Genomic DNA, 23,245 nt, shown 5'->3' on the forward strand with positions numbered 1-23,245 from the left:
AGAAATCGGGTCAGCCATGTCTCTTTCCCGCAGAAACTTCGTCATAGCCACAAGCGTCGCGGCCGCGGGCTCGACGCTGCTGTCCGCGTGCAGCAGCGGCGACGCGGGCGGCAGCGGCGGCAGCGCGACCGAGGGTGCCAAGACGTACTCCAAGGTCACGGTCGGCACCGCGGCGGACTCGACCGGCCCCGCGCCGGAGATCGCCGGGGCGAAGAAGGGCGGGACGATCTACGGTCTGGCCCCGGACGACTTCTCGCACCTCGACCCGGGTCGCATCTACTACGCGTACAACTCGACCGCCGCGCTCCTCCTGCACCGCTGCCTGACCGGCTACAAGGTCGCCGCGGACGGCTCGCAGAAGCTCGTCGGCGACCTGGCCACGGACACCGGCACGATGTCCAACGCGGGCAAGACCTGGACCTTCACGCTGAAGGAGGGTCTGAAGTGGGAGGACGGCAGCGAGCTGACCGTCGAGGACGTGCGCCACGGCATCGAGCGGCTGTGGGCCTCGTACATCATCGAGTCCGCCAGCTACGTCCAGATCGCGCTGACCGGCAAGGGCGGCAAGTGGCGTGACGCCTACGAGGGTCCCTACAAGGGCAAGCACCTCTCGGAGATCGTGACGGACAAGGCCAAGCGGACGATCACGTTCAACCTGGCCGAGGCCCGCCCCGACTTCAACTTCACGATGGCGATGCACTCGTACGCCGCGGTGTCCCCGAAGCTGGACACCAAGGAGAAGTACGACAAGAACCCGGCCGCCTGTGGTCCGTACAAGATCAAGAACCACACGACCGACAAGTCGATGACGCTGGTCCGCAACAAGAACTGGGACCCGGCGACCGACGCCATCCGCAACAACTACCCGGACGGCTTCGAGTTCACCTTCGGCATCGAGACCCTGGACTCCACGGACCGTCTCATCGCCTCCCAGGGCAACGACGCCTTCGCGGTCTCCATCTACAAGGGCGTGCCCGCCGAGCGCATCCAGAAGGTCCTCACCGACCCGGACCTGAAGAAGCGCACCTTCAACGGCCTGCTCACCGGCACGTACTACTACGCGATCAACACCAAGCGCGTCACCGACCTGAAGGTCCGCCAGGCCCTCAACATGGCCTGGCCGCTCCAGCAGATCCGCCAGATCTACGGCGGCCCGTCCTCCGGCGACTTCGCGACCACGATCCTCAGCCCCGACATCCTGGGCCGCGAGAAGTTCGACATCTACGGCAAGCTGAAGAAGCCGCAGGGTGACCCGGCCGCCGCGAAGAAGCTGCTGAAGGAGGCCGGCAAGGAGGGCGTGAAGATCGTCTACGCCTTCCCGCAGGACCCGACCTACAACAAGACCAAGGTCGTCATCGAGAACGCGCTGAAGGAGGCCGGCTTCACCCCGGTCATCAAGCCGATCGACTCGACGACGTACTACGACCAGATCGCCAAGGTCGACAACTCCTTCGACGTCATGTGGTACGGCTGGTCCCCGGACTGGCCGACCGCCTACACGATGATGCAGCCGCTGTTCGACAGCGCCAGCGTCGGCGACGGTCTCTACAACGTCTCGCAGACGAAGGTCTCCTGGATCGACGAGACCATCCAGAAGAACGTGGTCATCACCGACCAGAAGAAGGCCGGTGCCGCCTGGGCCGCGCTCGACAAGCGGATCATGGAAGAAGTCGCGCCGATCATCCCCGAGATGTACCAGCGCCGTTACTACGTCTACGGCAACAAGGTCGGTGGAGCGATGTTCGACCCGAACTTCTCCGCGACCCTGCTCTACAAGACGTTCGTGAAGGCCTGACGACCGGCCCTCGTGGCGGGGCGGCCCCCGGCCGCCCCGCCTCCTTCCCCCCTTCGGCATCCGTCAGGAAATCCCAACTGCCATGCTCCGCTTCCTTGTCCGACGAATTCTCGGCGCCGCGGTGATCCTGCTGATCATCAGCGCCATCGTCTTCGTCCTGTTCTACGCCGCCCCGCGCGACCCCGCCCGCATCGCCTGCGGCAAGGCCTGCACCCCCGAGACCCTGGAGCTGGTGCGGAAGAACCTGGGGATCGCCGATCCACTGCCTGTGCAGTACTGGGACTGGCTGAAGGGCATCTTCGTCGGCCGCGACTACACGTCGTTCGGCAACTGCAACGCGCCCTGCCTCGGCTACTCGTTCCAGAACCGCGAGCCGGTCCTCGGCACCATCATGGACCGCTTCCCGACCACCCTGTCGCTCTCGCTCGGCAGCTCGGTCATCTACCTGACCTTCGGCATCGGCGCGGGCATGCTGGCCGCCGTGAAGCAGGGCAAGGCCCTCGACAAGATCGCGAGCTCCGCCTCGCTGGTCGCGTCCTCGATGCAGATCTACGTCGTCGGCGTCCTCGCCACCTATCTGCTGGTCGACCAGTGGAAGGTGCTGGACCGGGCCAGCTACACCCCCTTCACGGACGATCCCGCGGCCTGGGCCAAGGGTCTGCTGGTGCCATGGATCGTGCTGTCCCTGATCTGGACGGCCAACTACACCCGTATGACGCGCTCCCAGATGGTGGAGGCGCTCAGCGAGGACTACGTCCGTACGGCCCGTGCCAAGGGCATGTCCCGCCGCACGGTCTTCTTCCGCTTCGCCTGGCGCGGCGCGATGGGGCCGATCGTCACCATCTTCGGCCTCGACCTCGGTGTGCTGCTCGGCGGCGCGATCATCACCGAGTCGACGTTCAGCCTCCAGGGCCTCGGCATGCTCTCCGTCAAGGCGGTCAGCACCAACGACCTGCCGATGCTGCTCGGTGTCGTCCTGGTCGCGGCCGGCGCGATCGTCGTCTTCAACATCGTCGTCGACGCCCTGTACGCCCTCATCGACCCGCGCGTGCGCCTCGCTTAAGGAGAGACCATGAGCACCCCCTTCCTCTCCGTCCGCGACCTCAAAGTCCACTTCTCCACCGAGGACGGTGTCGTCAAGGCCGTCGACGGGCTCTCCTTCGACGTGGAGAAGGGCCAGACCCTCGGCATCGTCGGTGAGTCGGGCTCCGGCAAGTCCGTCACCAACATGGCGATCCTGGGCCTGCACGACCCGCGCAACACCACGCTCGACGGCGAGATCCTGCTCGACGGCAAGGAGCTGATCACCGCCTCCGAGCGCGAACTGGAGAAGCTGCGCGGCAACAAGATGTCCATGATCTTCCAGGACGCGCTGGCCTCCCTGTCGCCCTACCACACCATCGGCGCGCAGATCGGCGAGACGTACCGCAAGCACACCGGCGCCTCCCGCAAGGAGGCCCGGGCGCGGTCGATCGAGATGCTGCGCCGGGTCGGCATCCCGCAGCCGGACATGCGGGTGGACGACTACCCGCACCAGTTCTCCGGCGGTATGCGCCAGCGCGCGATGATCGCGATGGCCCTGGTCTGCGACCCGGAGCTGCTGATCGCCGACGAGCCGACCACAGCCCTCGACGTGACGGTCCAGGCCCAGATCATGGACCTGCTCAAGGACCTCCAGCAGGAGTTCGGCACGGCCATCATCTTCATCACCCACGACCTCGGTGTCATCGCCGACATCGCGGACGACGTGCTGGTGATGTACGGCGGGCGCTGTGTGGAGCGGGGCACCAAGGAGGAGGTGCTGCGCACCCCCGACCACCCCTACACGCTGGGGCTGCTGGGTTCGATGCCGAGCCTGAACGGGCCGGTCGACGTGCCGCTCTCCCCGATCCCGGGCTCGCCCCCCTCGCTGCTCAACCCGCCGTCGGGCTGCCGCTTCCACCCGCGGTGCGCCTTCGCGGAGAAGGTCGCCGGCGGGCTCTGCTCCAGTGAGCGGCCGGGTCTGAAGGTCCTCGACGGGCGGGGCTCGGCGTGCCACCTGACGGCGGACCAGAAGCACGAGCTCTTCACCGAGCACGTCGCGGCCCGGACCCACTGACGTACAAGACGGGATTCACCACCATGAGCAACACCACCCCCCTCCTGGACGTCTCGGGCCTGACCAAGCACTTCCCGGTCAAGGGCGGCTTCCCGATCCGCCGCACGGTCGGCGCCGTGCAGGCCGTCGACGGCCTGGACTTCCAGGTGAACGAGGGCGAGGCCCTCGGCCTGGTCGGCGAGTCGGGCTGCGGTAAATCGACCACCGGCCGGCTGATCACCCGGCTCATGGAGCCGACCGCCGGCAGCATCTCGTACCGCGGTCAGGACATCACGCACGCGTCCCGCAGGGCGCTGGCGCCGATCCGCTCCGAGATCCAGATGATCTTCCAGGACCCCTACGCGTCGCTGAACCCGCGTCAGACGGTCGGCAAGATCATCTCGGGCCCGATGGAGATCAACGGCATCACCCCGGAGGGCGGCCGCGAGAAGCGGGTCCGCGAGCTCCTGGAGATCGTCGGCCTCAACCCCGAGCACTACAACCGCTTCCCGCACGAGTTCTCCGGCGGCCAGCGCCAGCGCATCGGGGTCGCCCGCGCCCTGGCCCTGGAACCGAAGCTGATCGTCGCCGACGAACCGGTCTCGGCTCTCGACGTCTCCATCCAGGCCCAGGTCGTCAACCTGCTCCAGAAGGTGCAGCAGGAACTCGGCATCGCGTTCGTCTTCATCGCCCACGACCTCGCCGTCGTACGGCACTTCTCGCAGCGCGTCGCGGTCATGTACCTCGGCAAGATCGTGGAGATCGCGGACCGCGACGACCTGTACGAGAACCCCCGTCACCCCTACACGCGGGCTCTGCTGTCCGCCGTGCCGGAAGCAACGGTGGACGATACACCGACCCGCGAGCGCATCCGTCTCACCGGCGATGTACCGTCTCCCCTGAACCCGCCCTCGGGCTGCCGTTTCCGGACCCGTTGCTGGAAGGCGACGGAGAAGTGCGCGACCGAGGCACCCCCGCTGGTCCAGGTCGAGGGCAACAAGCCCGGCCACCTGACCGCGTGCCACCACCCCGAGACGGAGGGAACCGTTCCGGCTCCCCGTCTCTCCAAGGACCCCGAGACGGCGGTCTGACAACACCCCTTTTCCGTCAGCCGCCGTCCTTGTGGAACGGACTTTCTCGGCCCATTGACCCGAGCCCATGAACGTCCGCTCCAGGGGAACGAAGGCCCGTACCTCCCCAGGTACGGGCCTTCGTCATACGGGGATCCCGTCATATGGCCCAGGCACCTGTGACAGACTGCCGCGATGGTCGATCGCTCGTTCGCGGATCTCTCGCTCGCCGCGCTGTACGACTCCCTCAACCCCTGGGGTCAGGGCGACGACTTCTACGTCGGTCTCGTGATGTCCGCACCCACCGTGCTGGACGTCGGCTGCGGCACCGGACGACTGCTCGCCGCGGCCCGCCGGGCCGGACACCCCGGGCAGCTCATGGGGCTCGACCCCGCCGCCGCGATGCTCGTCCAGGCACGGCGCCGGGAGCCCCGCGTGGAGTGGGTGCTCGGCGACCTGCGCTCGCGGTCCTGGAACGGGGAGTTCGACCTCGTCACGATGACGGGGCACGCCTTCCAGACCCTGATCGGCGACGAGGAGTTGCGCACCGCCCTGCGCGCGGTCCGCGCCGCCCTCTCGGAGGGCGGCCGGTTCGTCTTCGAGACCCGCAACCCGGCCGCCCGGGCGTGGGACTCCTGGACCCCGGACCGTGTGCACGAGGCCGCCGACGCGGACGGCACGGTCGCGTGGATGTGGCACGAGGTCGTGCACCCCGTGCTCGGGGACCGGGTCACGTTCACCTCGACCTTCGAGGGCGTCCGCTGGGACCGCCCCCAGGTCACCACCAGCACCCTGCGCTTCCTCGACGCGCGGGCACTGGATGGCTTCCTGACCGAGGCAGGGCTGACGATCGAGGAACAGTACGGCGACTGGGGCAGGGGCCCGGTGACGCAGGGGGCTCCGGAGATCATCACGGTGGCGCGAAGCGCCACCTGATGAGGGGCGCGGGGAACTGCGCGATCAACCCCCACCGGCCCGCAGCCGACACCCAACAGCCCCCACCACCCCCTTAGTCGCCCAGCTCTTCCTCCAGCGCAGCCAACGCAGGGTCGAGCACGATGTCCTCGTCCCGCCCCTCGATCGTCGGATCCTCCGGAAAGTGGCAGGCGGTCAGATGCCCTTCACGGTTCCCGGAGATCTGGACCAACGGCGGCTCCTCGGCCGCGCACTTGTCCTGCGCCTTCCAGCACCGCGTACGGAACCGGCACCCGGACGGCGGCGAGATCGGCGACGGCACATCCCCGGCCAGCCGGATCCGCTCACGGTCGGGCGCACCCTCCTCCGCCAGGTTCACCTCGGGCACCGCGGACAGCAGGGCGTGGGTGTAGGGGTGGCGCGGCCGGACGTAGATGGACTCCCGGTCGCCCACCTCGATCACCTTGCCGAGGTACATCACCGCGACGCGCTGCGAGAAGTGCCGTACGACGGCGAGGTCGTGGGCGATGAACAGGAACGCGATGCCGAGTTCCTGCTGCACCTTCTGGAGCAGGTTCACCACCTGCGCCTGGATGGAGACGTCGAGGGCCGACACCGGCTCGTCCGCCACGATCAGCTTCGGCTCCAGGGCCAACGCCCTTGCCACGCCGATGCGTTGGCGCTGGCCGCCGGAGAACTCGTGCGGGAAGCGGTTGTAGTGCTCGGGGTTGAGGCCGACGATCTCCAGGAGTTCGCGGACCCGCTTCTCGCGGCCGCCCTCCGGTTCGATCCCGTTGATCTCCATGGGACCCGAGATGATCTTGCCGACCGTCTGCCTCGGGTTCAGGGAGGAGTACGGGTCCTGGAAGATCATCTGGATCTCGGAACGGATCGGCGCCAGTTCCCTGCGGGACGCGTGCGTGATGTCCTTGCCCCGGTACGAGATGCTGCCGGCGGTCGGCTCCATGAGCCGGGTGATCAGCCGGCCGGTGGTCGACTTGCCGCAGCCCGACTCACCGACGAGGCCGAAGCTCTCGCCGACGTTCACGGTCAGGTCGATGCCGTCGACGGCCTGCACGGCGCCGACCGTGCGGCGGATCGGGAAGCCGCCCTTGACCGGGAAGTGCTTGGTGAGCCCTTCCACGACCAGCAACGGTTCTGCGGCCGAGTCGGTGGTCGCCCCTCGCGGGGCGGGGAGGACCAGGTCCTCTTTCATGACGTGTCCTCCTCGACCTAGCCCAGGCTGGGCTTGATCTCCTCGATGAAGATGGTCCGCTTCTGGTCCGCCGTGAGGTGGCAGGCCGAGGCGCGGTCCGGGGCCAGCAGCGGGCGTTCGTCGACGCAGCGGGTGCCGCCGACCCGGCCCTGGAAGGTGCAGCGCGGGTGGAAGCGGCAGCCGGACGGCGGGGTGAGCAGCGAGGGCGGGGCGCCCGGGATCGGCGCGAGCGGGGCGCCGAGGTCGGAGTCGATGCGCGGCATCGAGTTCAACAGGCCCCAGGTGTAAGGGTGTTGCGGGGAGCGCAGTACCTCGTTGGTGGTGCCGCGCTCGATGGCGCCGCCCGCGTACATCACCATGATGTCGTCGGCCATGTCGGCGATGACACCGAGGTCGTGGGTGATGAAGATGATCGCCGAACCGAACTCCTGCTGAAGGTCCTTGAGCAGGTCCAGGATCTGCGCCTGGACCGTCACGTCCAGCGCGGTCGTCGGCTCGTCGGCGATCAGCAGGTCCGGGTCGCACACCAGCGCCATCGCGATCATCGCGCGCTGGCGCATACCGCCGGAGAACTGGTGCGGGTAGTCCTTCGCCCGCTCCTTGGGGTTGGGGATGCCGACCTTGCCGAGCATCTCCACCGCACGCGCCCAGGCCACCTTCTTGGAGGCACCGGTGTGCTTCATGAAGGGCTCGGCGATCTGCCGGCCCACCGTGTAGTACGGCGAGAGCGCGGTCAGCGGGTCCTGGAAGATCATGGCGGCCTTGTTGCCGCGCAGCTTCTCCAGCTCGGACTCGCGGGCGGTGGTCAACTCCCGCCCCTCCAGCAGGATCTCGCCCTCGACGGTGGTGAACTTCGGGTTGTGCAGCCCCAGGATGGTCAGGTTGGTCACGGACTTGCCGGAGCCCGACTCGCCGACGATGCCCAGCGTCTTGCCGCGCTCCAGGTCGAAGGAGAGCCCGTCGACGGCCCGGACGACGCCGTCCTCGGTACGGAAGCTGACGTGCAGGTCCCGCACCGAGAGGAAGGAGCCCGCGTCGGACGGGGCGGGCGCCCCGGCCTCCTTGGTCACAGTGGTCACGACAGAGCTCCTAGGACAGCCGCACGCGCGGGTCGATGAGGGCGTAGCAGGCGTCGACGACGATGTTGCACAGCAGGATCACGGCGGCGGAGAACAGCATCACGCCCAGCAGCAGCGGCAGATCGCTGAACTGCACCGACTCCACCGCGAGCCGTCCGAGACCGGGCAGTCCGAAGGTGTACTCGGTGATGATCGCGCCGCCGAGCAGCGAGCTGAGGTCGATGCCGATGATGGTGACGATGGGGATGAGGGAGCCGCGCCAGGCGTACCGGAAGAAGACGTAGCGGCTGCTCATGCCCTTGGCGCGGGCGGTGCGGACGTGCTCCTCCTGGAGCTGTTCGATCATCGCGGAGCGCGCCATACGGGTGTACTGCGCGGCGAAGATCGTCGACAGGACGACCCAGGGGATCATCAGCCCGGTGAACCAGGCGGCCGGATTGTCGGTGAGGGCGGTGTACTTGGGCTCGTCGAAGGCGTGGGTCTGGTACACGAGGATGGCGAGTGCCAGCGGGCCCAGGAAGTAGATCTGCATCGAACTGAGCACCATGGAGCCCGCGGTGAACGACTTGTCCACGAGTGTGCCGCGCTTCCAGGCGGCGAGCAGTCCGGTGCCGAGCCCCACGAACAGGAACACGATCGTGGCGCCGAACGCCAGCGACAGCGTGAGCGGCAGCCGGTCCAGCAGGGTCGACCAGACGGCCTCGTTGGTGTGGTACGAGTACCCGAAGCACGGGGCGGGGCACGGCCCCTGGACGAAGTCGTCACGGCCGGCCACGAGTCCCGACAGGAAGATCCAGAACTGCTCCGGGATCGACTTGTCGAGTCCGAGCGTCTGGTGGATGTTCGCCAGGGCGTCGGGCGTGCACGTCTTGCCGCACATCAGCAGCGCCGGATCGCGGGGCATGCCGAAGAAGAGCAGGAAGGCGACCACGGTCAGCAGGACCAGGATCACGAGTGAGCCGAGGATCCGGCGGAAGAGGAAGCGCAGCATCTCAGTGGCAGCTTTCGGGCTTCAGGCCTGGCGGTGCCGGTCGCGTCCCGTCACGGGAGGGGGCGCGACCGGCGCCGCTTGGACGGGTTACTTCACGTACAGCCTGCGCGGGTCGACGCCGCCGATGACGTCGTCGTACACAAGGCCGCCGATCTTGGACCCGGCGATCTGGGTCTGCTTGTAGTACGCCGTCGGGATGTTGGAGACGACGTCCTTCACGATGTACTCGTTGATCTTGTTCCAGGCCGCGGCCGCCTTGACCGGGTCGGTGAGGGCGGCGGCCGCGTCGATGTCGGCGTTCACCTTCGGGTCGTCGATGTGCGAGTAGTTGGACGCGCCGTCCTGGATCTGGCGGCCGTCGTACAGCGGCGGGATCACGGTCGACGCGCTCGGCCAGTCGGCACCCCACGCGGTGTGGTAGATGTCGTAGTTGTTCTTGACCTTGCTGACCTGGTCGTAGTACGTCTCGGCCGGGATCTCCTGGCGCTGGACGTCGAAGCCGGCCTTCTCCAGGCCCGCCGCCATGGCGGTGGAGTACTGCTGGCCCTCAGGGGTGTTGATGTAGCCGAAGGTCAGCTTCAGACCGACCTTGCCGGCCTTCTCCAGGAGCTGCTTGGCCTTGGCCGGGTCACCCGCGGGCTTGGCCTTCTTGCCGAAGGGGTCGAACTTCGCGTCGTAGCCGGTCACGGTCGGGCTGATCAGACCGCCGGCGACCTCCATCGCGTCGGTGCCGCCGAAGGCACGCACGAACGGCGTGATGGGGAGGGCGTAGGCGATGGCCTCGCGGACCTCCTTCGACTGCATCTCCGGCTGGGACAGGTTGATGTTCATCTGGCCCACGTACGGCTGGTAGCCGGAGACCGTGCGGGACTTCAGCGCCGCGTCGTTGAGGACCTTGGTCAGGTTGCCCGCGTCGACCTGGTTGCTGAAGCTGATCGCGGTGGCGTTCGTGCCCGAGTCGTCGAGGATCGCCTTGGTCGAGTCCTCGAACTGCTTGTTGAACTCGAAGCTGAACTGGTCGGCGTACTGGTGGCGGACCGCGTCGGTCTTCGCGTCCCAGTTGGTGTTCTTGACCAGCGTCATCGACTTGCCGGACTTGAACTCGGAGATCTTGTACGGGCCCGAGGTCATCGGGGCCTTGTCGTACTTCTCCTTGGTGTCCTTGGCCTCCGACACGATGGAGTAGCCCGCCATGGCGAGCGCGTACGGCAGGTCGGGCTTGGCCTTCGCGAACTTGAAGACGATCGTCTTGTCGTCCGGCGTCTCAAGGACGCTGTCCGGCAGGTGCTTGCCCTTGTACGGGCCGTCCGGCAGGAGCTTGCGGTACTCCGCGCCCGGGGTGTCGGCCATCCACTGCTGGATGAACGTCGGGCCGTTGGAGACGAACGGGGCGAAGAGCCGCTCGAAGGTCTGGCGCACGTCCTTGGCGGTGATCGCGGAGCCGTCGGCCCACTTGACCCCGTCCTTGAGCGTGAACTTCCAGGTCTTGCCGCCGTCCGTGGTCGTACCGCTGTCGGTGGCCAGGTCGCCGACGACCTCGTGCTTCTGGCCGTCGTCGCTGGTCGCCTTGTAGCTGGTCAGACCGCGGTGTATCAGCTGGGAGAGGGCCATCTCGTCCGAGACGTAGATCTGTCCGGGGTCGAGGTGCGCGAAGCTGTCCCGCTGGAGCACCGTGATCGTGCCGCCCGCCTTGGCACCGGGCACCTCGGCGGCCGGGCCGGTCGAGGCCTTCGCGTCGCCGAAGGTGATGCCGGACTGCTGCCGCTCGGCGTTCTCCTTGTCCTTACCGTCGTTGTCGTTGCCTTTGCTGCCACCCTCGCTGCAGCCGGTGAGCACGAGAGCCCCCGCCGCGAGCAGTGAGAGCGCGGCGTACGCGCGGCGTCCACCCTTACCCATCACTCAGATTCCACCCATCTTGTGTCACCGGTGCCACTGTCACCGGTGCGAATTGAAGTGCGGACCGGCATCAGAAGTGCCATCCGGTCGGTGTCGGGCGAGGATTGCCCACAACTCGGCGGTCAGCGCGCCGTCTTGGGATCGAAGGCGTCCCTGACCGAGTCCCCGAGCAGGTTGAACGCCACGATGAAGATGATCATCGAGATGCCCGGGAAGAACATGTAGGTGATGTCGTTCTGCATCACGAGTTCGGTCGACGCCTTGGAGAACATCTGCCCCCAGTCCGGCGTCGGTTCGACGATTCCGACCCCGAGGAAGGACAGACCGGCCTCGGCGGTCACGAAGTTGGGGAGCATGTACGTCGACTGCACCAGGATCGGCGTGACCACGTTGGGCAGGATCTCCCTGCGGATGATGCGCGCCGGAGATGCCCCGCTGACCTTGGCGGCCTCGATGAACTCCCGTTCTCGCAGGGCGAGTGTGGTCCCGCGCAGGATGCGCGCCAGACTCATCCAGCCCAGGAACCACTGCACCGTGATGAGGGCGACGACCCGGACGTACACCGGGGTCTCGTCGCGCGGGCTGACGAACAGCGAGACCACGACCGGCATGCTCGCGATGAAGAACAGCTGGGCCGGGAAGGCGAGGAGGAAGTCGATGACCCGGCTGATCCAGTAGTCCGTACGGCCGCCGAGATAGCCGGCCGCGACCCCGAGGAGGATGCCGGTCAGCACCGTCGCGACGGTGACCGCCAGCGAGATCATCAGGGAGTTGCGGATGCCGTAGATCAGCTTGGTGAAGACGTCGTAGCCGTTGCCGGGCTCCAGGCCGAACCAGAACTCGCCGCTGATGCCGCCGTTGGGCTGGATCGGCACACCGGCGCTGTCGAAGAGTTCGGGGCGCTCGTCCGCGAACACCGTGTACGGGTCCTTGCCGTACAGCTTGGAGATCAGCGGGGCCGCGAGGCCGACCACGAAGAAGAAGATCACGACGTACGCCGAGATCACTCCGGTGCGGTCGCGCTTGAAGCGGATCCACATCAGCTGACCCGGAGAGCGGCCTTCGAGTTGCTTGGCCTCCTCCGGTTTCGTCTTCGGCTCTTTCTCGCCGTCGACGACGACCGACGTACCGCCGCCCTCGATGTCGATAGGACTTGTCACAGTTCGCCCATTTCACAGGTGTGGGTGTGCCGAACCGGCGACCGGGCGCGAGAGGGCGCGATCGCGGTTCGGATCATGAAGAAGCGTCAGCGGCGACATGCGGCCCGCGGGAGAACCCGCAGCCGGACGCGCGTAGTGGTAAGGGCGTGGCCCTTCAGAGCCGATCGCCGTGCGCCGGGGCGCAGTTGCCGACCACCGCTGACACTGTGACCCACCTGGTGCTTGTGACACCGCGCATGGGACTCCTCCTCATGACTCCACGTGTTCACCAACAGGAGGGGGTTCACGTCTTTCCTCCGACACCCCTGACGGAGGGTCAGACACCCCCTGGTGCTCGTGAGTCGGCGCCGTCCCCACGGCGCGAGACCCATTGACCCGAGCTCTACGCGGCTAACTATCTGCCATGAGCCAACCGGCGACCACCGTCTTTAAATCTCGATTCAGTCACAGCTGGCGCGTACATCTTCCGAAATTTGGACAAACCGTCTGGCAGGATAAGGCCGCGAAACGGACGTGTTACATGTGTATCGGGCGTGGATCTCCGCATTACGGACATCGCTCGCCGTCGGCGTACGGGAAACCGCCTGAAAATGAGTTGCAAAAAGCCCGGGCACCCCCAAGATGGGGGCACCCGGGCTTCGTAGCGACCGATGGTCAGCCGTGCTTGGCGCGGCTCGCGGTGCGACCGCGCTCCTTCTGGTCGAGCACGACCTTGCGGATGCGAACCGCCTCCGGGGTCACCTCGACGCACTCGTCGTCGCGGCAGAACTCGAGGGACTGCTCCAGGGAGAGTTTGCGCGGCGGGACGATCGCCTCGAACGAGTCGGCGGCGGCCGAGCGCATGTTGGTGAGCTTCTTCTCCTTGGTGATGTTCACGTCCATGTCGTCGGCGCGGGAGTTCTCGCCGACGATCATGCCCTCGTACACCTCGGTGCCGGGGTCGGTGAACAGCACGCCGCGCTCCTGGAGGTTCGTCATCGCGAACGCGGTGACGGCACCGGAGCGGTCGGCGACCAGCGAACCGTTGTTACGGGTCGTCAGGGTGCCGAACCACGGCTCGTGGCCCTCGTGGATGGAGTGGGCGATGCCCGTGCCGCGCGTACCGGTCAGGAACTCGGTACGGAAGCCGATGAGACCGCGGGAGGGGACGACGAACTCCAGGCGGACCCAGCCCGAGCCGTGGTTCGACATGTTGTCCATGCGGCCCTTGCGGACACCCATGAGCTGCGTGACCGCGCCCATGTGCTCCTCGGGCACGTCGATCGTCATGCGCTCGACGGGCTCGTACGTCTTGCCGTCGACCTGCTGGGTGACGACCTGCGGCTTGCCGATGGTCAGCTCGAAGCCCTCGCGGCGCATCTGCTCGACCAGGATGGCGAGCGCGAGCTCACCACGGCCCTGGACCTCCCAGGCGTCCGGGCGCTCGGTGTCGAGGACGCGCAGCGAGACGTTACCGATCAGCTCGCGGTCCAGGCGGTCCTTGACCTGGCGGGCGGTGACCTTGCGGTCCTTGACCACGGACTTGGCCTGAGCGCCCTTGCCGGTGGCGCCGCGGCCGACCATCGGCGAGGTGTTGGTACCGATGGTCATGGAGATCGCCGGCTCGTCGACCGTGATCAGCGGCAGCGCGATCGGGTTCTCGGTGTCGGCGAGGGTCTCGCCGATCATGATGTCCGGGATACCGGCGACGGCACAGATGTCACCCGGGCCGGCCATCTCGGCGGGCTTGCGGGTGAGCGCCTCGGTCATCAGCAGCTCGGTGATGCGGACGTTGGACATCGAACCGTCACGCTTGATCCAGGTGACGGTCTGGCCCTTGCGCAGCTCGCCCTGCTCGACGCGGAGCAGCGCGATACGGCCGAGGAAGTTGTCGGCGTCCAGGTTGGTGACGTGCGCCTGGAGCGGGGCGGCCTCGTCGTACTCGGGGGCCGGGACGTGCGACAGGATCGTGGAGAAGAACGGCTCCAGGCTGTTGCTGTCGGCCGGGACGGTGCCGTCCTCGGGCTTGGTGAGCGAGGCCACACCGTCACGCGCACACGCGTAGACGATGGGGAACTCGATCTGCTCCTCGTCCGCGTCCAGGTCCAGGAAGAGGTCATAGGTCTCGTTGACGACCTCTTCGATCCGGGAGTCCGGGCGGTCCGTCTTGTTGATGCACAGGATCACCGGCAGACGCTGCTGGAGCGCCTTGCGCAGCACGAAGCGGGTCTGGGGCAACGGGCCCTCGGAGGCGTCGACGAGCAGCACCACCGCGTCCACCATCGACAGACCGCGCTCGACCTCGCCACCGAAGTCGGCGTGGCCCGGGGTGTCGATGATGTTGATGGTGATGACGTCGCCGCCATCCTTCGGGTGGTACTTCACCGCCGTGTTCTTGGCGAGGATCGTGATGCCCTTCTCACGCTCCAGGTCGTTCGAGTCCATCATTCGGTCGTCGAGCGACTCGGCGGCGTGCGCGGCGAAGGCACCGGCCTGCTTCAGCATGGCGTCGACGAGGGTCGTCTTGCCGTGGTCGACGTGGGCGACGATGGCGACATTACGGATGTCGTGGCGCGTGGCCATAGTGCGGCGTACTCCCGGAGTCTTAGGAAGGGGCGTCGCGTACGTCTGGTGTTACGCGGACCCTGCCGGGCTGTACATGCCACGGCCTCACCCCATGGTACGTGGCGTTGACGGTGACGGCCTCCGCAGGGGGTTCAGGCCTCCTCGCGGGCCCGGGATCCGACCGGGCAGCTCCGTACGGCGGCCTCGTGGGCGGCGGTGTCCTGCCGGGGTTCGTCGGCGCAGGACAGGAAGCCGGTCCCGGCGGTGTCCCAGCTGCGTACATGCCCCTTGACCGGGTCTCCGCTCGCACAGGTGTACGTGAAGTCGGCGTCGACCATGCGCAGCGAGTCCCAGGAGTAGTACGTGCCCTTCGTGAGCCCGGTCTCCTCCCCGTAGTAGGTGTCGTAGCGGGTGTCCTCCCGGTCGGAGGGGTCGGCGAGCGGCTCCTCGACCTTCAGGTGCCTGCCCAGCGCGAGGATCACCTCCCCGGCGGTCGTGCCGTCCGGCACGGGGCTCACCGCGGGCCGGTAGGTCAGGGTGTCGTCGGACCTGAGCCGGGCGTTGTAGGACGCCGCGCTCTTCTTGATCACGATGGGGTCGGCCAGCCGGATCAGCTTCTGTGTGCGGGTGACGCCCGACCATGTGTACGTCCCGTCCGCACAGTCCCCGGACCGGTCCTCCGTGTCTCCGCCACAGGCCGTCAGTCCCGCCCCGAGGGCCACCACCGTCGCCCCCACCACCCAGCCGCGCATCCCCGTCGTCCTCTCCCCCGGCCGTACGACGGCCGCCACCCCGCTTCCTGCGGGGTGGCGGCCGACCATGTGCTGAGGAGGATGATCTCCTACTTTTCTGTGGGGCTCGCCGCAGGCCCCGCGCCCTTCTTCAGGAAGCCCATGTCCTCGTAGACCGGGGTCTGGAAGCCGAAGGCACCCGCGTTCACCACGGTCTTCCTCGCCGCCGTCAGCTGGGGCCGCTGGTACAGCGGGATGGACCCCGCCGCCGCCCAGATGCGGGAGTCGGCCTTGCGGATCAGGCCCCGGCTCTCGTGCTCGTCCAGCGTCGCCATCGCCTGGTCGAAGAGCTGGTCCACCTGGTCGGTGCCGACCCGCGTGTAGTTCTGCTCGACGTTCAGCGAGCCGTCGGCCGCCGGGACCGGCTTGGCGTAGATCGGGCGGCCGTCGGTGGCGGGGAAGGCGGAGGCGGGCCAGGAGTACAGCGCGAGGTCGTACTGACCCGAGGCGATGTGGTCCTTGAAGTAGCTCTCGTCCTCGACCTTGGAGATCTCGGTGCTGATACCGACCTTCCGCAGCATCCCCGAGATCCGGTCGGCCACCGTACGCAGGGTCTGCGAGCCCGGGCCCGACGGCAGGACGAAGCGGAGCGTGAGCTGCTTGCCGTCCTTGGCCAGCGCGCCCGCCGCGGTGCCCGCCGGCGCGGCGGTGCCCCGCGGGGCGTACGCGCCCGGCGCCCCGCCCTGCTTCAGCTTGTTCGTGTACTGCTTGCCGTCCTGGGCGAGGTGCTTGGTGCCCTCTTTCCGCTCCCCCTCGTGGGGGCGCTTCTTCTCCCGGTCGGCCTCGCGGCGCGCCTTGTCGTCCTCGCCGACGATGTACGTGTCGTCGTCGCTCTCCGACTCGTCCCCCGCCTTCTCTCCCTTGGCCCCGGCCGCCTTCTCCCCCTTCTTCTCCTCCTTGACCGGACCGCCCCGCACCCACCCGGCGTCCGCGAGCAGTGCCTGTGCCTCCGCGGTGTCCTGGCCGCCCAGCGCGCCGCTGTTGTCGGCGTACGCGGCCTGGCCGGAGAGCGCGAGGTGGCTGCCGACCGGTTCGGCGGGCAGGCCCAGCGGTGTCAGGACCACCGAGGCGAGGGCCTCCCGGTCCAGGGCGCGGGCCACGGCACGGCGGACCCGCTCGTCGGCGAGGGGGCCGTCGGCGCCGTTGAGGGCGAGCTGGGTGTAGGCGGGCTCCAGGGAGCGGCGCACCTCGAAGCCGCGCAGCGCCTGCTGCTGACGGGCGTATGTCGTGACCGCCTTCCGCTGCTTCTCGCGGGCGCTGGTCTCCTCGTCGGCGGCGTCCTCGTCGGAGCCGTTGGCGACGGCCCAGGAGCGCAGGGAGTCGGCGGCACTGAGGTCGCTGCCGGGGCCCATCAGCGGGGTGCTGCCGGTGCCGCGCTTCGGGCCGGCGGCGACGGTGATCCGCTTGACCGACTCGGGGTCGATCTCGGCCAGGTCGAGCCTGCCCTCGGCCAGCGCGGCGGCCCGCTCGTCGCGCGGCACGGCGCGCAGCACGATCTCGTCCAGCTTGGCGGGGTGGCCCCACCAGCGCGGGTTGCGGTCGAGGGTGACCTCGTCGTCCTTGCGGTCGACCTTCTTCAGCCGGTAGGGCCCGGCGGTGACCTTGAGCTTCTTGCGCGCCGCGTCGTTGAAGGAGTCCGGGGTGCCCATGACGTCCTTCGGGTACAGCGGCGAGAACAGCGACTTCCAGTCGGCGTACGGCCGCGCGAAGGTGACCTTGACCTCCAGGTCGTCGTCTCCGCGCTCGATCCTCTCGATGCGGTCGTAGCCGGCGTTGCGGGCCGTCCAGTACGCGGTGTCCTTGCCGGACAGGGCACGCCACTGCGCGGCGAAGTCGGCGGCGCCGATCTCCCGGCCGTCGCTCCACACCGCCTGCTGGTTGAGCTTGTACAGCACGACCTGCTTGGGCTCGGTGTCGACGACCTCGGCCTTCTCCAGGTAGTCGGGGTTGACCTGCGGACGCCCGTTCACGTCGAGCCGGTACATCGAGGGCAGGACGGCCTGGGCGACTCGGGTGGTGGTGCCGTCGGCGTCCGCCTGGAACGTGTTCAGCGTCTCCGGCACGGAGTCCACGGCCCAGCGCAGGGTCCCGCCGTCGGCGACCGCCGAGCGTGCCGCGGGCGCCACGTCCTGCCCGGCGACCGGTTCGCCGGCCGGATCCTCGGAGCTGCAACCGGCGAGCGCGGGCACGCTGAGCACCCCTGCGGTGAGGAAGGCGACCGAGCGCATCACCGCGCCACGCGAAGGCCTGGGTCCGACGCCGTCGTGGGACATGCCGCATACCTCCGGGGGTGCGCCGCCGGTTTGGATCACGTTTGGCGGTATATGGAGCTGATCAGATGTATGCGGCCACTGAAGAGGAAAGGGTTCGGCAGGGGGCGGCGACACGGCGAGGGCGGCGCCGAAGCCCACCCATGCGGCGCAATCCAGGGCGTACGGGGGGCGCGCACGGAGGCTCACGATCCGCCAATCCGTGCACGTCCCTTCACATGGGCCGGTGTGACGCGCAACACTCGCAGGCGCACATGAACGTTGCCGCCCCAAGTGAGGTCACGTCATGGCCCTGCACGATGAACTGGCATCGGCCCAGCGCTCTCTCGACGAGCTGCTCCGGTATGTGAAACGCCTGGAACAGCAGTTGGGCAGCGGTGGTATCGAGATGCGCCGCGTCCGCATGGACGCCGACCGGCTCCGCGAGAGCCTCGCCCTGCTCAGGGACGCCGACCCGGCGCTCGCGAAGGCCAAGCGTCCCGATCTGGTCTCCATCCCCGACACCCCGTACGACAACACCCTGTGGACGGACTCGGACGACGAGGGACTCGGCGCCCGCGACCGCCACGCCCCCTGAAACCGACCGGAGTCCTGCGTTGGCCACTGGTACGGAACCCCATCCGAACAGCGGCGGTGTACGAACGGGTACACGCGCCGCGATCGACGCCCCGCATCTGCGGACCGACCGCTGGTGGCTGGCGCCCGCCGCCACCGCGGCCGGGCTGCTCGTCTTCGTCGTGTGGTCGACGTGGCGGGCCTTCGTCGACACGGACTACTACGCGGCACCCTACGTCTCGCCGCTCTACTCACCCTGTCTGGCGGAACGCTGCGAGCCCATGCACGCCGGCCCCAACTGGGAGATCTTCGGCAGCTGGTGGGCCCTGTCCCCCGCGATCCTCATCCTGATCTTCCCGCTCGGTTTCCGGCTGACCTGCTACTACTACCGCAAGGCCTACTACCGGGGCTTCTGGGCGTCCCCACCGGCCTGCGCGGTGGCCGAGCCGCACAAGAAGTACACCGGCGAGACCCGCTTCCCGCTGATCCTGCAGAACGTCCACCGGTACTTCTTCTACGCCGCGGTCCTGGTCGCCGGAGTCCTCACGTACGACACCGTGCTCACCTTCCGCGACGAGCACTACGAGTGGGGCCACATGGGTCTCGGCACCCTCGTGTTCCTGGTCAACACCGTGCTGATCTGGGCGTACACCATCTCCTGCCACTCCTGCCGGCACATCGTCGGCGGCCAGCTCAAGCACTTCTCCAAGCACCCGGTGCGCTACCGGATGTGGCGCTGGGTGGGGACGCTGAACGCCCGTCACATGATGCTGGCCTGGACGTCGTTGGCGAGCGTGACCCTCGCCGACGTCTACGTCTATCTCATCGCGTCCGGTGTCTTCGACGATCCGAGGTTCTTTTAAATGGATGGGGCGTTCTGATGTCCGTGGTCGACCGCCAGGAGTGGGACGTCGTCGTGGTGGGCGCCGGGGGCGCGGGCCTCCGCGCCGCCATCGAGGCCCGCGAGCGCGGCGCCCGTACGGCCGTGATCTGCAAGTCGCTGTTCGGCAAGGCGCACACGGTGATGGCCGAGGGCGGCATCGCGGCGGCGATGGCCAACGCCAACGAGCACGACAGCTGGCAGGTCCACTTCCGCGACACCATGCGCGGCGGCAAGTTCCTCAACCAGTGGCGGATGGCCGAACTGCACGCGCAGGAGGCCCCGGACCGGGTGTGGGAGCTGGAGACCTGGGGTGCCCTGTTCGACCGCACCAAGGACGGCCGGATATCCCAGCGCAACTTCGGCGGCCACGAGTACCCGCGCCTCGCCCATGTCGGCGACCGCACGGGTCTCGAACTCATCCGGACCCTCCAGCAGAAGATCGTCTCGCTCCAGCAGCAGGACAAGAAGGAGACCGGCGACTACGAGTCCCGGCTGAAGGTCTTCCAGGAGTGCACCGTCACCCGCGTCCTCAAGGACGGAAGCCGGGTCTCCGGAGTCTTCGCCTACGAGCGTGAATCCGGCCGCTTCTTCGTCCTGGAGGCCCCGTCCGTGGTCATCGCGACGGGCGGCATCGGCAAGTCCTTCAAGGTGACGTCGAACTCGTGGGAGTACACCGGCGACGGTCACGCACTGGCGCTGCTGGCGGGCGCGCCCCTGCTGAACATGGAGTTCGTGCAGTTCCACCCGACGGGCATGGTCTGGCCGCCGTCCGTGAAGGGCATCCTCGTCACGGAGTCCGTGCGCGGCGACGGCGGGGTGCTGCGCAACTCCGAGGGCAAGCGGTTCATGTTCGACTACGTCCCGGACGTCTTCAAGGAGAAGTACGCCGAGTCGGAGGCCGAGGGCGACCGCTGGTACGAGGACCCGGACCACAACCGGCGTCCCCCCGAGCTCCTGCCCCGCGACGAGGTGGCCAGGGCCATCAACTCCGAGGTGAAGGCGGGCCGCGGCTCCCCGCACGGCGGGGTCTTCCTCGACGTGTCGACGCGGATGCCAGCCGAGGTCATCAAACGCCGACTGCCGTCCATGTACCACCAGTTCAAGGAGCTGGCGGACGTCGACATCACCGCGGAGGCGATGGAGGTCGGACCCACCTGTCACTACGTGATGGGCGGTATCGCGGTCGAGTCCGACACGGCCGCCGCACGCGGGGTGCCGGGGCTGTACGCGGCCGGCGAGGTCGCGGGCGGCATGCACGGCTCGAACCGGCTCGGCGGCAACTCCCTGTCCGATCTGCTGGTGTTCGGCCGCAGGGCGGGCGAGCACGCGGCCGAGTACGCGGCGGCCCTGGCGTTCGAACGCCCCGCGGTGGACGAGGTCCAGATCGACGCGGCGGCCGCCGAGGCGCTGCGTCCCTACTCCGCGGAGTACCCGCCGACGGGCGCGCAGGACGCACGTCCGCCGGAGAACCCGTACACCCTCCACCAGGAGCTCCAGCAGGCCATGAACGACCTCGTCGGCATCATCCGCCGCGAGCCCGAGATGAAGCAGGCCCTGGAGAAGCTGGCCGAGTTGCGGGTACGGGCCCGCCGGGCCGGCGTCGAGGGCCACCGCCAGTTCAACCCCGGCTGGCATCTCGCCCTGGACCTCAGGAACATGCTGCTGGTCAGCGAGTGTGTGGCGCGGGCCGCGCTGGAGCGCACGGAATCCCGCGGCGGCCACACCCGCGAGGACCATCCGACGATGGACCGCAAGTGGCGCCGGATCAACCTCCTGTGCCAACTCACCGACCCCACCGGCGGACTGGCGGCCACGGACCCGGTCCACGGCCAGATCGACCTCACCCGTGAGACGACCGACCCCATCCGTTCCGACCTGCTCGCCCTCTTCGACAAGGAGGAGCTGGTCAAGTACCTCGCCGAAGAGGAGCTGTACGAGTGAGCAGCTACAAGGCCAGCTTCAAGGTGTGGCGCGGCGATGTGAAGGGCGGCGACCTGGAGGACTTCGCGGTCGAGGTCAACGACGGCGAGGTGGTCCTGGACATCATCCACCGGCTCCAGGCCACCCAGGCCCCCGACCTCGCGGTCCGCTGGAACTGCAAGGCGGGCAAGTGCGGTTCGTGCTCGGCGGAGATCAACGGCCGGCCGCGGCTGATGTGCATGACCCGCATGTCGGTCTTCACCCGGGAGGAGACGATCACCGTCACTCCCCTGCGGGCCTTCCCGGTCGTGCGCGACCTGGTCACGGACGTCGGCTTCAACTACGAGAAGGCGCGCGAGGTCCCGTCCTTCGTGCCGCCGCCGGAGCTGGGTCCCGGCGAGTACCGGATGATGCAGGAGGACGTGGACCGCTCGCAGGAGTTCCGCAAGTGCATCGAGTGCTTCCTGTGCCAGGACACCTGCCATGTCGTCCGTGACCACGAGGAGAACAAACCCGCGTTCGCCGGCCCCCGCTTCCTGATGCGGGTCGCCGAGCTGGACATGCATCCGCTGGACGCGGCGGAGGAGAGCGGCCTGGACCGCAAGAGGACGGCCCAGGACGAGCACGGCCTCGGCTACTGCAACATCACCAAGTGCTGCTCGGAGGTCTGCCCCGAGGGCATCAAGATCACGGACAACGCGCTGATCCCGCTGAAGGAACGGGCGGTGGACCGCAAGTACGACCCGCTGGTGTGGCTGGGGTCGAAGATCAGGAGGAGGTCCTCGTAGCTCCCGTGTCCGCCGCGAACCGGGCCCGGTGCTGCACATACAGGCCGAGCCCGGCCACGGCCATGCCGGCCAGCGCGAACGGGAAGAAGCCGGGGTGCCGCGACTCGTCGAGCGGGCCCAGGTAGAGGAACGCGCCCGTCCCGGCCTGGTTCAGCAGCGTGCCGTATCCCCACACCCTGGGCCGGAGTATCTTCGCGCTTCCCCGCCCCGGGAGCAGCCAGCCCTTGGTGACGGCGGCCGTACCGATCGCCAGGCCGGCCGTGATCACCACGGCGCCCACGATCCCCAGCACCTCGTTCATGGCGATCATGCTTCCACGAGTTCCAGCACCCGCAAGAGATTTGACTCGGCGATGGCCCGCATGAAACCAGCGTTTGGGAAGTCGCCGTCCAGGAGCCGCAGCGGTCCGGCCACCAGACTGAGGTGCGTCGCCAGGCGGTAGAGGCTCAGCCGGTCCTCGTCCAGGCCGGGAACGCGCAGGGCGTCGTAGCGCGGCCCGAAGCGGATCCGCAGGAAGACGTGCTCCCATTCCACGTCGAAGTACATGAGGCCCTCGATGTCGATGAGGGCGGGTCGGCCGTCGGTGTCCAGCAGGACGTGGTCGGGGCCGAGTTCACCGTGGATCAGGGTGTGCCGGTCGCGCGGGCGGACGGCGGCGGCGAGCTCCCCGATCCTGGCCGTCAGCCGGTCCGCCACCGCGGCGATCCGGGGATCTCGTACGGCGGTGGCGGCGATGTCGCGCAGAGCGCCCTCGGTGATCCGCTGCGCGCAGGAACTCGCCGCCGAGTCACCGCCGTTGTCGACGACCACGACCTTCCCGAAGCCCGGGGCCTCGTGCGTGTGCAGCAGCGCGAGTTCGTCGGCCAGCCGTTCCAGGGAGGCGCGCGCCGCGACCGGGTCCCGCTCCAGGGCCTGCTCCAGGCTGCCGCCCGTGAGGTCCTCCATGATCGCCACGTCCGCGGGGACATGGGTGTGCGTGGCGTCGACGTGCAGGAGGCGGGGGGTGCGGACGCCCGCCGCGGCGAGACGGTCGTGCGCGGCCGTGAACACATCGAGGCTGGAGCCCGCCGAGAAGGGGTCGCGCAGGTCGGAGGGGCCGGCGTCCCAGTAGTCCTCGTCGGCCGACCAGACGTAGGCGACCGCCGTGGTCCCGTCGTCGAGGGCGAGCCGGTAGACGCCCTTCTTGGAGCCGCCGCGCAGCCGGGTCACTGCGGCCGGGGTACGCCCCAGTGCGGTGTGCACGAGCGGGGCGAGGTCGTCGCGGGTGAGGAACTTCCGGGTGGCGGTCACCGCCA

At 68.3% G+C, this 23,245-nt stretch carries 19 protein-coding genes; 9 read left to right on the forward strand and 10 right to left on the reverse strand.

Annotated elements, in window-relative coordinates; genetic code table 11:
* Positions 1 to 16 precede the first annotated feature (16 nt).
* The 5 genes from HLK59_RS20780 (at position 17) to HLK59_RS20800 (ending at position 5,878) form a co-directional block, all read left to right on the forward strand.
* Positions 17 to 1,795 carry an ABC transporter substrate-binding protein gene (locus HLK59_RS20780; protein WP_171142984.1) on the forward strand — a complete coding sequence of 593 codons (1,779 nt, stop codon included), beginning with the start codon at positions 17 to 19 and terminating at the stop codon, positions 1,793 to 1,795.
* Positions 1,796 to 1,877: 82 nt separating this feature from the next.
* Positions 1,878 to 2,858 carry an ABC transporter permease gene (locus tag HLK59_RS20785; protein WP_171142985.1) on the forward strand — a complete coding sequence of 327 codons (981 nt, stop codon included), beginning with the start codon at positions 1,878 to 1,880 and terminating at the stop codon, positions 2,856 to 2,858.
* A gap of 9 nt (positions 2,859 to 2,867) precedes the next feature.
* The gene (locus HLK59_RS20790; protein ID WP_171142986.1) at positions 2,868 to 3,893 is read left to right on the forward strand and encodes an ABC transporter ATP-binding protein; all 1,026 of its coding nucleotides are present in this window, start codon (positions 2,868 to 2,870) and stop codon (positions 3,891 to 3,893) included.
* A 23-nt stretch (positions 3,894 to 3,916) separates the two neighbouring features.
* A complete protein-coding gene (locus HLK59_RS20795; protein WP_171142987.1) occupies positions 3,917 to 4,963 on the forward strand; it encodes a dipeptide ABC transporter ATP-binding protein in 1,047 nt (348 codons plus the stop codon).
* A 174-nt stretch (positions 4,964 to 5,137) separates the two neighbouring features.
* The gene (locus HLK59_RS20800) at positions 5,138 to 5,878 is read left to right on the forward strand and encodes a class I SAM-dependent methyltransferase (protein ID WP_171142988.1); all 741 of its coding nucleotides are present in this window, start codon (positions 5,138 to 5,140) and stop codon (positions 5,876 to 5,878) included.
* A 73-nt stretch (positions 5,879 to 5,951) separates the two neighbouring features.
* Here the strand turns inward: HLK59_RS20800 and HLK59_RS20805 are convergent, their stop codons facing one another.
* The 8 genes from HLK59_RS20805 to HLK59_RS20840 all read right to left on the reverse strand — a co-directional run bounded on the left by HLK59_RS20805 (position 5,952) and on the right by HLK59_RS20840 (position 17,807).
* A complete protein-coding gene (locus HLK59_RS20805) occupies positions 5,952 to 7,073 on the reverse strand; it encodes a dipeptide ABC transporter ATP-binding protein (RefSeq protein WP_171142989.1) in 1,122 nt (373 codons plus the stop codon).
* Between the two features lie 17 nt (positions 7,074 to 7,090).
* Positions 7,091 to 8,152, reverse strand: a complete 1,062-nt coding sequence (locus HLK59_RS20810) for an ABC transporter ATP-binding protein (protein WP_171142990.1) — start codon at positions 8,150 to 8,152, stop codon at positions 7,091 to 7,093.
* Between the two features lie 10 nt (positions 8,153 to 8,162).
* Positions 8,163 to 9,143, reverse strand: a complete 981-nt coding sequence (locus HLK59_RS20815; protein WP_171142991.1) for an ABC transporter permease — start codon at positions 9,141 to 9,143, stop codon at positions 8,163 to 8,165.
* 87 nt (positions 9,144 to 9,230) lie between these two features.
* Positions 9,231 to 11,039 (reverse strand): ABC transporter substrate-binding protein, encoded by a 1,809-nt coding sequence (locus HLK59_RS20820; RefSeq protein WP_171142992.1) that lies wholly within the window; start codon positions 11,037 to 11,039, stop codon positions 9,231 to 9,233.
* A 122-nt stretch (positions 11,040 to 11,161) separates the two neighbouring features.
* Positions 11,162 to 12,199 carry an ABC transporter permease gene (locus tag HLK59_RS20825; protein WP_171142993.1) on the reverse strand — a complete coding sequence of 346 codons (1,038 nt, stop codon included), beginning with the start codon at positions 12,197 to 12,199 and terminating at the stop codon, positions 11,162 to 11,164.
* A gap of 654 nt (positions 12,200 to 12,853) precedes the next feature.
* Entirely contained in the window at positions 12,854 to 14,761 is a 1,908-nt protein-coding gene (gene typA, locus HLK59_RS20830) for a translational GTPase TypA (protein WP_171142994.1), read from the reverse strand.
* 134 nt (positions 14,762 to 14,895) lie between these two features.
* Positions 14,896 to 15,564 carry a hypothetical protein gene (locus tag HLK59_RS20835; protein ID WP_171142995.1) on the reverse strand — a complete coding sequence of 223 codons (669 nt, stop codon included), beginning with the start codon at positions 15,562 to 15,564 and terminating at the stop codon, positions 14,896 to 14,898.
* A 20-nt stretch (positions 15,565 to 15,584) separates the two neighbouring features.
* On the reverse strand, positions 15,585 to 17,807 hold the full coding sequence (locus tag HLK59_RS20840; RefSeq protein WP_171142996.1) for an ABC transporter family substrate-binding protein: 2,223 nt from the start codon (positions 17,805 to 17,807) through the stop codon (positions 15,585 to 15,587).
* A 283-nt stretch (positions 17,808 to 18,090) separates the two neighbouring features.
* Between HLK59_RS20840 and HLK59_RS20845 the strand changes: the two genes are divergently transcribed.
* From HLK59_RS20845 to HLK59_RS20860, 4 genes are read left to right on the forward strand one after another with little or no spacing between them, the layout of a single operon-like run.
* Positions 18,091 to 18,381, forward strand: coding sequence for a hypothetical protein (locus HLK59_RS20845; protein WP_171142997.1), 291 nt, complete (start codon positions 18,091 to 18,093; stop codon positions 18,379 to 18,381).
* 19 nt (positions 18,382 to 18,400) lie between these two features.
* The gene (locus tag HLK59_RS20850) at positions 18,401 to 19,222 is read left to right on the forward strand and encodes a hypothetical protein (protein ID WP_171142998.1); all 822 of its coding nucleotides are present in this window, start codon (positions 18,401 to 18,403) and stop codon (positions 19,220 to 19,222) included.
* A gap of 17 nt (positions 19,223 to 19,239) precedes the next feature.
* Positions 19,240 to 21,183 carry a fumarate reductase/succinate dehydrogenase flavoprotein subunit gene (locus tag HLK59_RS20855; protein WP_171142999.1) on the forward strand — a complete coding sequence of 648 codons (1,944 nt, stop codon included), beginning with the start codon at positions 19,240 to 19,242 and terminating at the stop codon, positions 21,181 to 21,183.
* The gene (locus HLK59_RS20860; RefSeq protein ID WP_171143000.1) at positions 21,180 to 21,950 is read left to right on the forward strand and encodes a succinate dehydrogenase/fumarate reductase iron-sulfur subunit; all 771 of its coding nucleotides are present in this window, start codon (positions 21,180 to 21,182) and stop codon (positions 21,948 to 21,950) included. Before HLK59_RS20855 ends, HLK59_RS20860 begins: the two co-directional genes overlap by 4 nt.
* Here HLK59_RS20860 and HLK59_RS20865 read toward each other — a convergent pair.
* Both HLK59_RS20865 and HLK59_RS20870 read right to left on the reverse strand, forming a co-directional pair.
* On the reverse strand, positions 21,931 to 22,260 hold the full coding sequence (locus HLK59_RS20865; RefSeq protein ID WP_206327374.1) for a hypothetical protein: 330 nt from the start codon (positions 22,258 to 22,260) through the stop codon (positions 21,931 to 21,933). The genes HLK59_RS20860 and HLK59_RS20865 overlap by 20 nt on opposite strands.
* Positions 22,257 to 23,240: an aminoglycoside phosphotransferase family protein gene (locus tag HLK59_RS20870; protein WP_171143002.1), complete on the reverse strand. Its 984-nt coding sequence runs from the start codon at positions 23,238 to 23,240 to the stop codon at positions 22,257 to 22,259. The genes HLK59_RS20865 and HLK59_RS20870 overlap by 4 nt, the downstream gene beginning before the upstream one ends.
* Between the last annotated feature and the right edge of the window lie 5 nt (positions 23,241 to 23,245).

Source organism: Streptomyces sp. S3(2020), from assembly GCF_013044505.1.
In the GTDB taxonomy this organism is placed as follows: domain Bacteria; phylum Actinomycetota; class Actinomycetes; order Streptomycetales; family Streptomycetaceae; genus Streptomyces.

Coding starts and splice junctions, on each gene's coding strand:
- HLK59_RS20815 (WP_171142991.1), bottom strand. CDS start 9,143: ATGCTGCGCTTCCTCTTCCGCCGGATCCTCGGCTCACTCGTGATCCTG.
- HLK59_RS20785 (WP_171142985.1), top strand. CDS start 1,878: ATGCTCCGCTTCCTTGTCCGACGAATTCTCGGCGCCGCGGTGATCCTG.
- HLK59_RS20855 (WP_171142999.1), top strand. CDS start 19,240: ATGTCCGTGGTCGACCGCCAGGAGTGGGACGTCGTCGTGGTGGGCGCC.
- HLK59_RS20795 (WP_171142987.1), top strand. CDS start 3,917: ATGAGCAACACCACCCCCCTCCTGGACGTCTCGGGCCTGACCAAGCAC.
- HLK59_RS20780 (WP_171142984.1), top strand. CDS start 17: ATGTCTCTTTCCCGCAGAAACTTCGTCATAGCCACAAGCGTCGCGGCC.
- HLK59_RS20805 (WP_171142989.1), bottom strand. CDS start 7,073: ATGAAAGAGGACCTGGTCCTCCCCGCCCCGCGAGGGGCGACCACCGAC.
- typA (WP_171142994.1), bottom strand. CDS start 14,761: ATGGCCACGCGCCACGACATCCGTAATGTCGCCATCGTCGCCCACGTC.
- HLK59_RS20800 (WP_171142988.1), top strand. CDS start 5,138: ATGGTCGATCGCTCGTTCGCGGATCTCTCGCTCGCCGCGCTGTACGAC.
- HLK59_RS20790 (WP_171142986.1), top strand. CDS start 2,868: ATGAGCACCCCCTTCCTCTCCGTCCGCGACCTCAAAGTCCACTTCTCC.
- HLK59_RS20845 (WP_171142997.1), top strand. CDS start 18,091: ATGGCCCTGCACGATGAACTGGCATCGGCCCAGCGCTCTCTCGACGAG.
- HLK59_RS20820 (WP_171142992.1), bottom strand. CDS start 11,039: ATGGGTAAGGGTGGACGCCGCGCGTACGCCGCGCTCTCACTGCTCGCG.
- HLK59_RS20835 (WP_171142995.1), bottom strand. CDS start 15,564: ATGGTCGGCCGCCACCCCGCAGGAAGCGGGGTGGCGGCCGTCGTACGG.
- HLK59_RS20865 (WP_206327374.1), bottom strand. CDS start 22,260: ATGATCGCCATGAACGAGGTGCTGGGGATCGTGGGCGCCGTGGTGATC.
- HLK59_RS20840 (WP_171142996.1), bottom strand. CDS start 17,807: ATGTCCCACGACGGCGTCGGACCCAGGCCTTCGCGTGGCGCGGTGATG.